Genomic DNA, 12,415 nt, shown 5'->3' on the forward strand with positions numbered 1-12,415 from the left:
TCAATTGTCCTGATTAAGTTTTACGGCCTTTCCTGTTTTAGCACTCTTTTTTGCTGCATCCAATATCTCTACAACAATCATATTGTTTTCAAGGGAAGAAAGGTCATACTTTGGTAATGTGATTTCTCCTTTAACTACTGACGAAAATAAGGAAAATGGATCATTATACGGAGCTGGACGCTCTTTCAACTTATCCTTTTGTTCCATTTTGTCATTTTCTAAACGTACCCGAATATCGGAACTATTATCCGTGATAACGTATCCGGTTTTACCATAAACCTCCATATCTTTTCGGTTAAAAGGCCAATTCCAGGACGCCTGAATTATACCTTGCATCTTAGGATACTTAAGAAGAATAGTTGCTTCATCGTCAACTTTCGGGTAAATATTGGGTTTTATCTGTTGAGTTATTGATACTACATACTCGGGTTTTTCGCCATTTGTTAACCAGGTGATGAGATTCGCGCCATAACATCCAAAATCGGTGATTGCGCCTCCACCATTTTGAATCGGATCAGTTAACCAATCTAAAAATTCCTTATTTACTCCTATTTCCTGAGGACCTTTGTGTCCGTCATGGATAACAATTTTTCTTAAATCACCTATAGCTTTGTCTTTATTGACTAGTTCGTAGGCCTTGTGATTGGTGGCATACCAGGTAGTCTCATAGTTTGTTAGCAGATGTATTTTATGTTTTTCAGCTAGAGCTTTCATCTTCTGTGCATGATCCAAACTTACAGCCAATGGTTTTTCAACCATAACATGGATACCCAACGGAGCACAGGCTTGTACTACTTCCAAGTGCTGGAATATGGATCCGAATGCGGTCACGATGTCGGGTTTTGTTTTGGAAATCATTTCGGCTAATGAATTAAAAACTATATTCATATTATAGCCATATCTGGTGGCATAACGCTGAGCTAAATCTTTATTGGGCTCAACTATGCCAACAATTTCTATGTCGCCTCGTTGAGGTCTTCCTAACAAACCATGTACATGGGAATGAGTAATTCCGGCAATACCCATTCTCAGAGGTTTTTTCGCTTGAGCTATCACCGTGTGTGAAGTTAAAATTACCAGGAAGAGAAAGAAAAATAGCTTTTTCATTTTGTAAGTCTTAATTGATGCAATTTATGATCTTAAATTCAATAAAAAAACCTTCTGAAATCATATCAGAAGGTTTTAAGAATTTACCCAAAGATTGCAGTTTTATACGAGGGTATTTCTAGAGGATGGATAATCCGTATATCCCTTTTCTCCGGGCGTATAAAACGTGCTAAAATCAGGCTGATTTAATTCAGATCCCACTTTCATTCGTTCAACCAGATCAGGGTTGGTAAGGAAAGGAATTCCGAAAGCTATAAGATCAGCTATTCCTTTTTTTAATTCATCCTCAGCTTTTTGCATGTCAAAACCGCCGCAGAATATTAGTATGTTTTGAAATCTCGAACGGATTATATCTTTAACGCGAGTTATATCAGGTGAAGCATTGCCGGCAGAATGATCAAGCAGATGTATATAAAGGATATCCAGTTCATTCAGCTTTTCTGCCAGAAATGTATAAGTCTGGTCGACCTCCTTGTAAGCCGGCATGTCGTTAAATACACCAAATGGTGAAAAGCGTACACCAACTTTTTCCTTCCCTATAATGTTTGCCGTTTGTTCAGCGATCTCAAAGAGAAACCGGGCTCTGTTTTCAATTGTTCCACCATACTCATCATTACGAGTATTCGTTCCCGGGTTTATAAATTGCTCGATCAGGTATCCATTGGCTGCGTGAAGTTCCACACCGTCAAATCCCGCTTCAATCGCGTTTTTGGCAGCATCGACATATTCTTTAATAGTATTTTTAACTTCGTCCGCAGTAAATGCGCGTGGTTCGGGATGATCCTGCATGCCGCCGTTCACCGTATACATTTGTCCAGCAGCTTTAACAGCCGATGGCGCAAGTACTTCTGCTCCTTCAGGAAGATTTAGCTGATGTCCAATCCGACCCGTGTGCATTAATTGGATGAAAATCTTTCCGCCCTCCTCGTGTACTGCATCCGTAATCTTCTTCCATCCATCAACCTGTTTATGATTGAAAATACCTGGAATACTGGAATACCCTAGTCCATTTGGAGATGGTGAAGTTCCTTCTGTAATTATCAGTCCGGCCTCTGCTCGCTGCCGGTAATAATCAGCCATAAGATCTGTTGGAATATTGTCGGACGTAGCCCGGCTGCGTGTCATTGGAGCCATCACGGTCCTGTTTTTTAGTTCTAAAGAACCGGAAGTATATGGTAAAAGAAGTTTATCGCTCATGGTAATTAAATGTTTAAACAACAAATAACAAGAATTGAATAAAGTTGTTGGTCATGTAAAAGACATATCAGAAACTTATGACTTTCAACCGACCATCATTTGATTGGTTTTTTATCGCGATATTACAGATGTAAAGTGTATAATATGAGAATAGCCACTTATAATGTAAACGGTGTTAACGGCCGATTACCAGTTCTTCTCCGTTGGCTTGAAGAAACCAAACCTGACATTGTTTCTCTGCAGGAACTGAAAGCGCCGGAAGAAAAATTCCCCTTGCAGGCCATTAACGACGCCGGATACAATGCTATCTGGCAGGGCCAGAAAAGCTGGAATGGTGTTGCTATACTTGCACGGGGAATGGAAATAAAAGAGTTAAGAAGGGTTCTCCCTGGTGATCCTGAAGACAGCCAGAGTCGTTATATCGAGGCCTGGATCAATGATATTGTCATTGCTTGTCTTTATTTGCCCAATGGTAATCCTGCGCCCGGACCAAAATTTGACTATAAGCTCCAGTGGTTTGAACGGTTAATGACACATGCGAAAGAACTTTTTGAAAGCGGTCTGCCAGTTGTTTTAACGGGAGATTTTAATGTGATGCCCACTGAGCTTGATGTTTATAAACCAGAGCGTTGGGGGGATGATGCCTTATTCCGGCCTGAAACCCGCGCCGCTTTTCACAAGCTTATGGAGCAGGGATGGACAGATGCTGTTAGAAAACTCAACCCGGGTAAAACGATCTACACTTTTTGGGACTATTTCCGCAATGCATACGGGCGTGATGCAGGACTGCGTATCGACCATTTTCTGCTAAGCCCGTCCATAGATAAACGTCTTCTCAATGCGGGTGTGGACCGTCATGTTAGGGGCTGGGAAAAGAGCAGCGACCATGGGCCGGTGTGGATTGAACTATCGGAACAATAGAGCAGTAAATTAGAAGTATTATTTTATGCTTCGATCGTTAAATGATATTTCTATTTTTGGCTAATCAACTTGATCGGGCATATCCATAATACGTGAACAAACCAAAAGTTTTAATTACAGGGGCAAGTAAAGGCCTGGGTTTGGCTATTGCCAGAAAACTCGATACGGAGTACTGCCTTATTTTACATGCTTCAAAAAGCGAAAATATCATAGAACTCAGAGAAGGGAATTTTGTGCTGGCAGCCGATCTGAGTAATGCTGATGAGTTGAGCGAGTTTTGTAAAAAATTGAAATCGGAGCACGGGGACGATCTTTATGCAGTTATCAACAACGCGGGCATTTCTATTGACAAACCACTTGCATTTCAGCCTGAACGCGATATCGATCATATGATCATGGTGAACCTGAAAGCACCGATTATGATTTCGAAAACGGCCATCAAACTTTTTGGCTTGAAAAATAAAGGAGTTATACTTAACGTGAGCTCCTGCGTAGCTGAAACTGGAAATGCATTTCAATCCATTTACGCGGCTACCAAAGCCGGGCTGATTGCATTTTCTAAATCAATGGCAAAAGAAGCCGGCGAGTTATACGCGGGCCATCAGATAAGAATCTTGAGTATTTCCCCGGGATTTATAAAAACCTCCATGACGGACCAAATCCCGGAGCTACATAGAGAAAAATATTTAAAAATGATTCCCGCCCAAAGGTTTGGCACGGCTGAAGAGATTGCCGAAACAGTTGCTTTTTTGCTTTCTGAGAAGGCATCTTATATTAATGGGAGTAATATTGAAGTGAATGGGGGATTATTTTAATAACGATAATTTAGTCGGGTTTGAACCCGGTCAAATGCTGTTGCACGGTCCAACCAAATTACTCCTGGACGAATTCCACTGGCACGACCCTCAAAAAGGAATTGTGGCAAGTTATACCCCCAAGTCCAGAGATGTTCATGATCATTTTGGGGTTTTTCGCGGCGTAGATCAGATTGAGGCATTTGCGCAGGCCACAATTGTATCATGCGGCACATTCCTCGAGTGTAAAAAGCTGAGTTGTACTCCAGAACAGCTTAAAGATCGATTTGTGCCAGCGTTTATCAGTATTGGGAGCGTGAATTTCCACAATTACCTGGCCGTGGGAGAGACATTTATCAGCATGGGCCAGATCAAATTCTATAAATTCAGGCAAATGGTGAGTGATGGCAGGATATATAGAGTACCAGCTGGTTTAAATCTGACCGAATATTTTAGCGACTTTAACGAATCGCGACTTAATAGTTATGATATCGGAAACGACTTTAGTCTTATTGCTGAATTATTTGATGTTACCGGCCGGGCTTTAAAAAAAGAAACTTTTACAATAAATAAATAATGGAAAGACAGGAAATTATCGAGGGACTGGTTGAGATATTAAAAACGGTTCGGACTATTGATCCAGAGAAGCTGAAAAATATAACAGAGGAGACCGACTTTATTGCCGATCTGAATACACCTTCAACAGAATTAATTAATATCGCTGCCAAAGCAGAACAGAAATTTGATGTGGAATTTGAGGACGACGATATTGATGATATGGGATCGAAGGTAAAAGATATTGTAGATTTGGTTATCAAGGTCAAAGAAAGAGCCTAAATGGAAATTCAGGGCAGAAAAGTTGCTGTAGTTGGCATGGGAGGCGTATTTCCTACCTGCCGGGATCTGGACGACTTTTCGGATAAGCTATTCTCTAATAAGAGTTTGATCAGGGAATGGGACAAGGCTCTTGCATATGGTAAAAATATCCGATCCACTGTCTCTGGTTTTGTAACTGAGGGCGAAAAGGACCTTGAAGCTATTTATTCAGACCTCATTCCCGGATACCCGGAAGTTTATATCGACCAACTGGCCAGAATTCCTAATTCAAACCTTGCGACTGCTGACTTAGGGAGTATTTGGGCTATGCTGGCTTCCCAGGACGCTATACGTATGGCAGGGTGGAACACGATGGAAACGGAATCGGAGGTCACAGGCGTTGTAGTGGGATCGGGGGGCGGCGGACATGAAGTTCTGCGACCTGCATGGCACGGATTCTTTGAATTGGGAGTAAAGACCAGGCTTGTGGGTTCTCATACTGTTGACAGGGCGATGGTGTACCGTGATGCGGCGAATGTCTCATGCCTCATAAGGAATAAAGGTGTTTGCGAATCTATAGGTTCTGCATGTGCCACCGGATTGGGCAACATAGGGTATGCGTACAGGCTTATCAAATTTGGCCTTCAAGATCGTGTTGTTGCCGGCGGCGTAGAAGGTACTTCGCTTGAAACGTTTATAGGATTTGATGCGATGCACGTATTGAGTCGTGGCTTTTCCGCCGGGGAGAGTTCCCGCCCATTTGACATGAATCGAAATGGTTTTGTATGTTCCTTTGGCGCCGGAATTGTATGTCTTGAAGAGTATGGATTGGCGAAGGCCCGCGGAGCCAATATACTTGGAGTAATTGACAGTTATTTTAACAATTCCGACGGTGACGGGGATATGTTTTACCCATCCTTCGCCGGTCAAAGGCGATTGTGGAAGGGCTTAATAGGAGATTCCGGATTTACACCTGATGTGGTTAAAGTTCATGGAACCTCCACACCCGTTGGCGATTCGATTGAGCTTTTGAGCGTAGTGGATTTCCTGGGCAGTGAGAAATATCATATCTCGGCCCCTAAATCTCAGTTCGGGCATATGCTTGGAGCAGCTGGGGCAGTCGAGTTTGTGGTTGCCCTGCTGATGCTGCGTGAACAAAAGGTTCTGCCTTGTCTGAACTCGGAAGCGTTAAACCCAGAGCTGGAAGCTTTCCAGAAAAGCGATAACTGGGACGGGCCGCAGGTACCACTGGCTTCTTTCAGAGATCTATTGCCGCAACAAAGCTTTGGAAAAGAAATAAATTCGATTGCCTGTTTAAATTACGGCTTTGGAGGCACCAACAGTTCTATTTTGGTTTCAAAAGACAATTCATGATCGATAATAAGAACAAGGTAGCGGTAATATTCGGAGTCAGGAATGACAGTTCGATTGCCTTTCATGTAGCTGTGAAATTACATCAATCGGGTTGCAAAGTGGCTTTGAGTTATGTTCCGGAAACCCGTGACGAAGTCCTTTTCCTTATGGAATCCAATGGCATGGATACTACTTATTCCGCAAGTGTCGATGCTCGTGATGAAGTGGCTATTAAACAATTCCTGGAAAAGATAAACAAGGGCCTTGGTCCGATCAGTTATATCCTTCACGGAGTTGCATTCGCAAGTCAGAACGTGATGTGCTACAGTTTGCCCGGTAGTGATAAGCCAGCGCCATCATACATTAATATTCCTTTTGAAGATCTAATGGATTCGTTTAACATCAGCGCATACTCTTTACTAAGGATCTGCAGGGTCGCAGAACTATTACTTGCTAAGGATGCTTCGATTCTGACCCTAACTTATAATGCTTCACAACGCGTTTTTCCCGGTTATGCAGGTATGGCTGTAAATAAGGCAGCGCTGGAAAACATTATGCTTTATCTGGCCAGCTATTTCCGCAAAAGCGGGGTCAGGGTGAATGCTATTTCTGCAGGATTAGTAATGACAACTTCCTCGGGCGGTATTAATGGGGTAAGAAAGCTCCGTAAAATAGGCAAAGCGACAGCACCGCTTGGGAACGTTACAGCCGAAAACGTCGCCGATACTGCATTATATTATTTTTCTAAGCTTTCAACTAAGGTCACAGGGAATATCCACTTTGTAGACGGCGGGTTCAATATAATGGGAATTGGCATCGATGAGGAATAGCATTAACCGTACAATTCTAAATTTAGAACTTCAGAATTTTGCAGTAGGGAATGACCTCGTTTTCATTCCTGATTTTTTGAAATCGTTTACTGAGCTTTTCAAGGGAAAAGTATTTACACTAAAAGAGATTGAATATTGTGAACGTTTTGATGATCCTAAACTCAGATATGCTTCAACCTGGGCAGCTAAGGAATCTGTTTATAAAGGAATTAAACAATTATATGACCGGCCGCTGGCATTTAAAAATATTGAGATTAAACGGTCTAAAATAGCAGGTATCCCCAGGGTTAGCCTGCCTGAATATTATGACAATCTGGAAATTAGCCTGAGTATTACTCACGACGGGGAGTATACTTTCGCTATTGCTATAGTACAAAGAAAATATGACTAGTCATTACTTTTCAAATGATCTGGTCGACATGCATTACTATCGGTTCGGCGCCGGTCCTAGAAATATGTTTTGCTTTCATGGATATGGTATGCACGGCAGGCAATTTAAGGTTCTCGAAGAGGCGATGGGTGAGGAATACACATTCTATGGTTTCGATCTCTTTTTTCACAAGAAGACCGTCCTGAAAGATCAAAGTGTGGAAGCATTAAAGAGGGGAATTTCAAAGGTTCAACTAGCCAGCCTATTTAAGGATTTTTGTAAAGAGGCCGGAGTTGATCTTTTTTCAATTATCGCCTATTCTATGGGATCTCATTACGCGACCAGTCTGGTGGAAGAAATTCCTGAACATATCCATGAACTATTTATTGCTGCTCCCTCGAGTCTGAAGCCAGGTAAAATCATTACATTTTTGAGTGGAAACCGTATTGGCAACAAGGTACTTGAACGGATGGCCCTGAGTAGTAATAATATGCCGCGGTTATTATCTGTGTTGAAGAAGATTAGGATTATCGACCAGAAAGGCTACGATATACTCTTCAAAGAAGTGGCAAGCCCGGAACTAAGGTTCAGTTTTTATGCTTGTGCTAGTTATATGCGTTTCTTAACTCTAAATCCAGAAAAATTTATCTCTAAACTTAATCAGCATCAAATAAAAAGCGTGTTTATTTTTGGCGAACGCGACAAGAATTATCCGCCTGCGATTGGTAAGGATATTATTCCAAAAATTGATCTTGCGAAGCAATTTGTAATTAATGAAAATCATGACATGATCAATCTTAACTTTGCCAACGCTCTATCCCGGCTAATGCATGATCATTAAAGCAAAACAAATCCCCTGGTTAATAATAGTAGCTGGAAAAATCCTGACTTGGTTTTTAAGAAAGCGATTCAAGAAAATGGTGATTAATGGGGTTGACGTTAAAGCAGGGCATTCCATTATGTTGATGTGCAATCATTTTAGTTTCTGGGATGGATTTTGGGCGGCGTATCTCTGCTGGAATGAGATTCATAAAAAGCAGGAAATAAAGGGTTTTTATATAATGGTTTTGAAGAAGCAAATGGAGATGAACCCCTGGCTGAAGTATTTTGGATGCTTTTCCGTTGCTCCGGGAACTACCACTGTAAACGAAAGTCTGGCCTACGCGGCGGAACTGTTAAATACGCCAGGAAATCTGCTTCTCATGTATCCCCAGGGTAACCTGGAATCAAATCATGTGCGTGATATCGTGATGAAGGATGGGATTAACCATATCGTACCACAGATTAAAGGTAATTGTCAGCTGATTTGGAGCAGTAACTTCATCGAATATTTCGAAAGCCTGCGCCCCTCAGTGTACTATCATCTTCTCGGCTGTGGAACAAACCATGACTTCGATTTCCAAAAACTCGGCAACGAAATAAACACCCACCACAAGACCGCCGTTAAGAAACAATTCCGCTTCACTGACGACTAAGGTCTAACCATTGTTTCATTTATAACGCTTTGTGGGAGTCTTTGCTCCTTGTTCCCTGCCTGCCGGCAGGCAGGTTTGTTCCTTGATCCCAAATCAATATCCCATTCTCCTCAATCCATCCTTCGCTTTAGTCTCGATACTATTTTCATATTCATGATTTTTCATCGCGATGGCCTGCTTGTAATAGGAAGACGCTTTAGCTCTATCATTTCTTTTTTCGTAGATGCTCCCTATACTTAAGGCTCCGTTCGCGGCATAATAATAAGAAGTTAGTTTACCGCTGTTTACGGCTTTCTGATAATTTGATATAGCATCAGTATCTCTTCCGGATTCATCATAAATACGTCCTAAACGGTAGAAGAACTCAATTTGGTCTCGTTTTAATTTGAAATCCCCTGCATCTTTTCCGTTTAGTTGAGCCAGAGCTTTCGGATAATATCCTCCATCAAAATAGAGACGAGCTTTCAGGAGATCTAAATTAGGGGCTGTATCATTTGCTTCTTTTAAAGCCTGTTTATCCTTTTCATCATAGAGGCTCCCCTGAGTTTTAACCATCTTCAAAAATGTGTTGTATTTAGCATTATCGCCTCTCAGGTAAAAGTAATAAGCGAGCTTTAGGTACGCATCTTTTACATAATTTATGCCTTTATACTCTTTTATATAATTAATAAGGTAAACATTCGCATCATTGTCCATTCGGTTGAGTTTGGCATTACCCAAATGATAGTTCAAAACCGGAAAATTGATGTAATCGTTACCTTTAGGCCTTTTCAAGAGGTAATCGATAGCACGATCGTTTTGAGCACTTCTTGCCGACACATAACCCTGCAGATATGTTTTCAGGAGGCTTGAATCATCCATAGATGTTGTCAGGCCCATAATTTTAACGTAATTGGCTTTGTTATGTACGAGATCAGTCTCGATATAACAAAGGAAAAACACAACTTCATCTTTATAAAAACTATAGGAAGTTTGAGGGAGAGTGGTATATAGGGATTCTAGTGTCCTTATACCTGTACTGGCATTTCCTTTTATTCCCAGGGTGGAGAAAATGCCCTTTAAATTGGACGGGATTGATCCGAAGATTACGTCGATCAACCCGGAACTTTTCTTATTAGGTAAGAATGATGGATATTTGGTAGCATTTTCAGAAAGCAGATTGTCAGCCCGCTTTATATCGAGACCAGATGACATATAATCCTGGAAACGGCTCTTAAGCATCCCCCATTGCAAATTGATCTCCGCCTGGGCGAAAAGATAATAAGGAGAATTTTTATTCTGATTCTCCAATGCCTCTAAACGGGCGGATTTTTGGCTTTTTAAACGTTCGTAATCGGCTTTATTCTCAGAAGCCAGAAGTGTGAAATAATCGACGTAATTATCTAAAAGTATTGTAATTCCATTACCTGGATTCAGCCTTTTTTCGTTTTGAATAAGGGCTTTTGCATCGCTCAAGCGGAGATCAAAGATGGCCTGGTAGGCTTTGATACAATTGCTGTTGAAATCGAAGTTTGCTTTAGAGGGGAGGCTTAAGCCAAGAGACAGAAGGGTGATTAAGAACAGCTTTTTTATCATTATAGGATTGGAACTTTTAACACAAACATTTTGGATGATATATAAACGCGATAAAAATACCAAATTTTTGCTCTTCCCCGATTAAATCGGATCTCGTTTTGGCACGTGGCCACCATTCTCAGGTGTCGACTGCGGATTCGCAAAGCAAATGAATTTTGGGTCTGGGAGATTAGCTTCGCTGATCTGCTCCTTACCTGTGTAGGGAAATGATCCCGGATCAGGTCCGGGACGCTGCGCGTTTGGCATCCTTCGCTGCACAAAAAAACCAAGCCCATTGGGACTTGGTTTTTCTTGTTTCGCTCAGGCTGCTGCCTGCTTTTTAATCATCAAGTGGACCCGGAGAGATTCGAACTCTCGTCCAAACATGGGACAAATTATGCTTTCTACATGCTTAGCAGTTGTTTAATTGTCGGGAAGGGGAAGGCCAACCGCTCGCCTGTACCTTCTTCCGTAGGTGTTTTTTCTTGCCGGATTATCACACCATTAAATCCTGGCCAGCTTTGTTGTTCGATGCCCCTGATGCTAAGCTACAAAGCGGAACCCAGCGGGACAAAAGCTATGCTAATTCTAAATTAGGCAGCTAAGGCGTAGTTATTTTCGCCAATTGTGGTTTGAGAGTTCAGATTCGAGCGCTAGTCTCACAACGCGCTGCATGCTTACATACCTATCTCCATCCTGTCAATTCCGGTCGGGCCCATTAATTTTTGGTGGTTAAGTATAATACAAAGATATGAAATGCCAACCATATCCTTGCTTAAAATCAGTTTGTCCGGCCAGGATAAACTTGTAAAGCTTTCTCCAAACAGTTCATAGCTGATTCCAGATCTTGAATGTTCAAAACGTATGCCAATCGAACTTCATTGCTTCCTGATCCTTTGGAACTGTAAAATCCAGTTGCAGGAGCCATCATCACTGTCTGATTGTCATGCTCGAATTCCTCAAGCATCCATTGACAGAATTTGTCGGCATTATCAATTGGAAATTTTGCCACAACATAGAATGCCCCGCCAGGATTCGGACAATAAACACCGTTAATACTATTCAGTCGTTTTACCAAAGTATTCCGTCGGAGTGTATATTCTGAATTTACGTTTTCAAAATAACTGTCCGGTGTGTCAACGGCTGCTGTTGCAGCAATCTGTTCAACCATGCCCGGACTTAACCTGGCCTGAGCGAATTTTAATCCGGCGGCAATAACATCTTTATTTTTGGTGATCAGGCATCCCAGTCGGGCCCCGCAGGCGCTGTATCGCTTAGAAACAGTATCTAGAACAACAACATGTTCCTCCATGCCTTCAAGATGCATCGGCGAAATGAATTCTCTGCCATCGTAACAGAATTCACGGTAAGCTTCATCGGAGAAGAGGAAAAGATCGTATTTCAAACATAAAACTTTTAGTGCTTCAAGTTCTTCCCTTGAATAAAGATAACCAGTGGGGTTGTTGGGGTTACAAATTATGATAGCCTTAGTCTTTGGCGTGATCAATTTTTCAAATTCGCTGATCTCCGGCAAAGCAAAACCATTCTCGATATATGACAGGATAGGCTTAACAACAATATTGCTCATGCAGGCAAACCCGTTATAATTCGCATAAAATGGTTCAGGAATAATAATCTCATCGCCTTCGTTTACACAAGCCTGCATAGCAATAGTAATCGCTTCAGAGCCACCAATAGTTACCAATATTTGTCCTGCTACTATATCGTAGTTAAGCTTATTGTAATATTCAGTCAGTTTAGAGCGGTAGGCCATAGTGCCTTCTGAAGGCGTATAAGCCCAAACTTTAAAATCGATGTCTTTGATGGCATTCAACATACCTTCAGGAGTCTCTATATCGGGCTGGCCAATATTTAGATGGAACACTTGCTTTCCATCCTTTTTTGCTTTATCAGCGAAAGGGGTAAGTTTACGAATAGGTGAGGCTGGCATATGCCTGCCCTTAATTGAAATTTCTGGCATGGAGCAAAAATAAAAAA

The 12,415-nt window shown here is 41.6% G+C and carries 13 protein-coding genes and 1 other RNA gene; 9 read left to right on the forward strand and 5 right to left on the reverse strand.

Translation table 11 applies throughout. From position 1 onward, the window contains the following. Together ACLL8Z_RS09785 and ACLL8Z_RS09790 are read right to left on the reverse strand one after the other, a co-directional pair. Positions 1-1,107: a Gfo/Idh/MocA family protein gene (locus ACLL8Z_RS09785; RefSeq protein WP_411274598.1), complete on the reverse strand. Its 1,107-nt coding sequence runs from the start codon at positions 1,105-1,107 to the stop codon at positions 1-3. 102 nt (positions 1,108-1,209) lie between these two features. Further along, positions 1,210-2,304: an alkene reductase gene (locus ACLL8Z_RS09790; protein WP_411274599.1), complete on the reverse strand. Its 1,095-nt coding sequence runs from the start codon at positions 2,302-2,304 to the stop codon at positions 1,210-1,212. 144 nt (positions 2,305-2,448) lie between these two features. Between ACLL8Z_RS09790 and xth the strand changes: the two genes are divergently transcribed. The 9 genes from xth to ACLL8Z_RS09835 all read left to right on the forward strand — a co-directional run bounded on the left by xth (position 2,449) and on the right by ACLL8Z_RS09835 (position 8,863). Next, positions 2,449-3,225, forward strand: coding sequence for an exodeoxyribonuclease III (gene xth, locus ACLL8Z_RS09795; RefSeq protein WP_411274600.1), 777 nt, complete (start codon positions 2,449-2,451; stop codon positions 3,223-3,225). Positions 3,226-3,317: 92 nt separating this feature from the next. Continuing rightward, the gene (locus ACLL8Z_RS09800; protein WP_411274601.1) at positions 3,318-4,040 is read left to right on the forward strand and encodes an SDR family NAD(P)-dependent oxidoreductase; all 723 of its coding nucleotides are present in this window, start codon (positions 3,318-3,320) and stop codon (positions 4,038-4,040) included. Then, on the forward strand, positions 4,024-4,596 hold the full coding sequence (locus ACLL8Z_RS09805) for a hypothetical protein (protein WP_411274602.1): 573 nt from the start codon (positions 4,024-4,026) through the stop codon (positions 4,594-4,596). Before ACLL8Z_RS09800 ends, ACLL8Z_RS09805 begins: the two co-directional genes overlap by 17 nt. Next, positions 4,596-4,856: an acyl carrier protein gene (locus ACLL8Z_RS09810; RefSeq protein WP_411274603.1), complete on the forward strand. Its 261-nt coding sequence runs from the start codon at positions 4,596-4,598 to the stop codon at positions 4,854-4,856. Before ACLL8Z_RS09805 ends, ACLL8Z_RS09810 begins: the two co-directional genes overlap by 1 nt. After that, positions 4,857-6,209, forward strand: coding sequence for a beta-ketoacyl-[acyl-carrier-protein] synthase family protein (locus tag ACLL8Z_RS09815; protein ID WP_411274604.1), 1,353 nt, complete (start codon positions 4,857-4,859; stop codon positions 6,207-6,209). Then, a complete protein-coding gene (locus tag ACLL8Z_RS09820) occupies positions 6,206-7,018 on the forward strand; it encodes an enoyl-ACP reductase (RefSeq protein WP_411274605.1) in 813 nt (270 codons plus the stop codon). Before ACLL8Z_RS09815 ends, ACLL8Z_RS09820 begins: the two co-directional genes overlap by 4 nt. Continuing rightward, positions 7,008-7,409: a holo-ACP synthase gene (locus ACLL8Z_RS09825; protein ID WP_411274606.1), complete on the forward strand. Its 402-nt coding sequence runs from the start codon at positions 7,008-7,010 to the stop codon at positions 7,407-7,409. The genes ACLL8Z_RS09820 and ACLL8Z_RS09825 overlap by 11 nt, the downstream gene beginning before the upstream one ends. Then, positions 7,402-8,229, forward strand: a complete 828-nt coding sequence (locus ACLL8Z_RS09830) for an alpha/beta fold hydrolase (protein ID WP_411274607.1) — start codon at positions 7,402-7,404, stop codon at positions 8,227-8,229. Before ACLL8Z_RS09825 ends, ACLL8Z_RS09830 begins: the two co-directional genes overlap by 8 nt. Continuing rightward, the gene (locus tag ACLL8Z_RS09835) at positions 8,219-8,863 is read left to right on the forward strand and encodes a glycerol acyltransferase (RefSeq protein WP_411274608.1); all 645 of its coding nucleotides are present in this window, start codon (positions 8,219-8,221) and stop codon (positions 8,861-8,863) included. Before ACLL8Z_RS09830 ends, ACLL8Z_RS09835 begins: the two co-directional genes overlap by 11 nt. A 93-nt stretch (positions 8,864-8,956) precedes the next feature. On the opposite strand, the gene ACLL8Z_RS09840 is transcribed toward ACLL8Z_RS09835, so the two are convergent. The 3 genes from ACLL8Z_RS09840 to ACLL8Z_RS09850 form a co-directional block, all read right to left on the reverse strand. Further along, positions 8,957-10,438 (reverse strand): tetratricopeptide repeat protein, encoded by a 1,482-nt coding sequence (locus tag ACLL8Z_RS09840; RefSeq protein ID WP_411274609.1) that lies wholly within the window; start codon positions 10,436-10,438, stop codon positions 8,957-8,959. A 328-nt stretch (positions 10,439-10,766) separates the two neighbouring features. After that, positions 10,767-11,134, reverse strand: a transfer-messenger RNA (tmRNA) gene (gene ssrA / locus ACLL8Z_RS09845). Between the two features lie 64 nt (positions 11,135-11,198). Beyond that, a complete protein-coding gene (locus ACLL8Z_RS09850; RefSeq protein WP_411274610.1) occupies positions 11,199-12,398 on the reverse strand; it encodes a pyridoxal phosphate-dependent aminotransferase in 1,200 nt (399 codons plus the stop codon). Positions 12,399-12,415: the final 17 nt, after the last annotated feature.

Source organism: Daejeonella sp. (assembly GCF_046590655.1).
In the GTDB taxonomy this organism is placed as follows: domain Bacteria; phylum Bacteroidota; class Bacteroidia; order Sphingobacteriales; family Sphingobacteriaceae; genus Daejeonella.

Excerpts from the sequence above, each read along its gene's own strand:
- ACLL8Z_RS09785 (WP_411274598.1), bottom strand. The coding sequence starts at position 1,107 with ATGAAAAAGCTATTTTTCTTTCTCTTCCTGGTAATTTTAACTTCACAC.
- ACLL8Z_RS09790 (WP_411274599.1), bottom strand. The coding sequence starts at position 2,304 with ATGAGCGATAAACTTCTTTTACCATATACTTCCGGTTCTTTAGAACTA.
- xth (WP_411274600.1), top strand. The coding sequence starts at position 2,449 with ATGAGAATAGCCACTTATAATGTAAACGGTGTTAACGGCCGATTACCA.
- ACLL8Z_RS09805 (WP_411274602.1), top strand. The coding sequence starts at position 4,024 with ATGGGGGATTATTTTAATAACGATAATTTAGTCGGGTTTGAACCCGGT.
- ACLL8Z_RS09810 (WP_411274603.1), top strand. The coding sequence starts at position 4,596 with ATGGAAAGACAGGAAATTATCGAGGGACTGGTTGAGATATTAAAAACG.
- ACLL8Z_RS09815 (WP_411274604.1), top strand. The coding sequence starts at position 4,857 with ATGGAAATTCAGGGCAGAAAAGTTGCTGTAGTTGGCATGGGAGGCGTA.
- ACLL8Z_RS09820 (WP_411274605.1), top strand. The coding sequence starts at position 6,206 with ATGATCGATAATAAGAACAAGGTAGCGGTAATATTCGGAGTCAGGAAT.
- ACLL8Z_RS09825 (WP_411274606.1), top strand. The coding sequence starts at position 7,008 with ATGAGGAATAGCATTAACCGTACAATTCTAAATTTAGAACTTCAGAAT.
- ACLL8Z_RS09830 (WP_411274607.1), top strand. The coding sequence starts at position 7,402 with ATGACTAGTCATTACTTTTCAAATGATCTGGTCGACATGCATTACTAT.
- ACLL8Z_RS09835 (WP_411274608.1), top strand. The coding sequence starts at position 8,219 with ATGATCATTAAAGCAAAACAAATCCCCTGGTTAATAATAGTAGCTGGA.
- ACLL8Z_RS09840 (WP_411274609.1), bottom strand. The coding sequence starts at position 10,438 with ATGATAAAAAAGCTGTTCTTAATCACCCTTCTGTCTCTTGGCTTAAGC.
- ACLL8Z_RS09850 (WP_411274610.1), bottom strand. The coding sequence starts at position 12,398 with ATGCCAGAAATTTCAATTAAGGGCAGGCATATGCCAGCCTCACCTATT.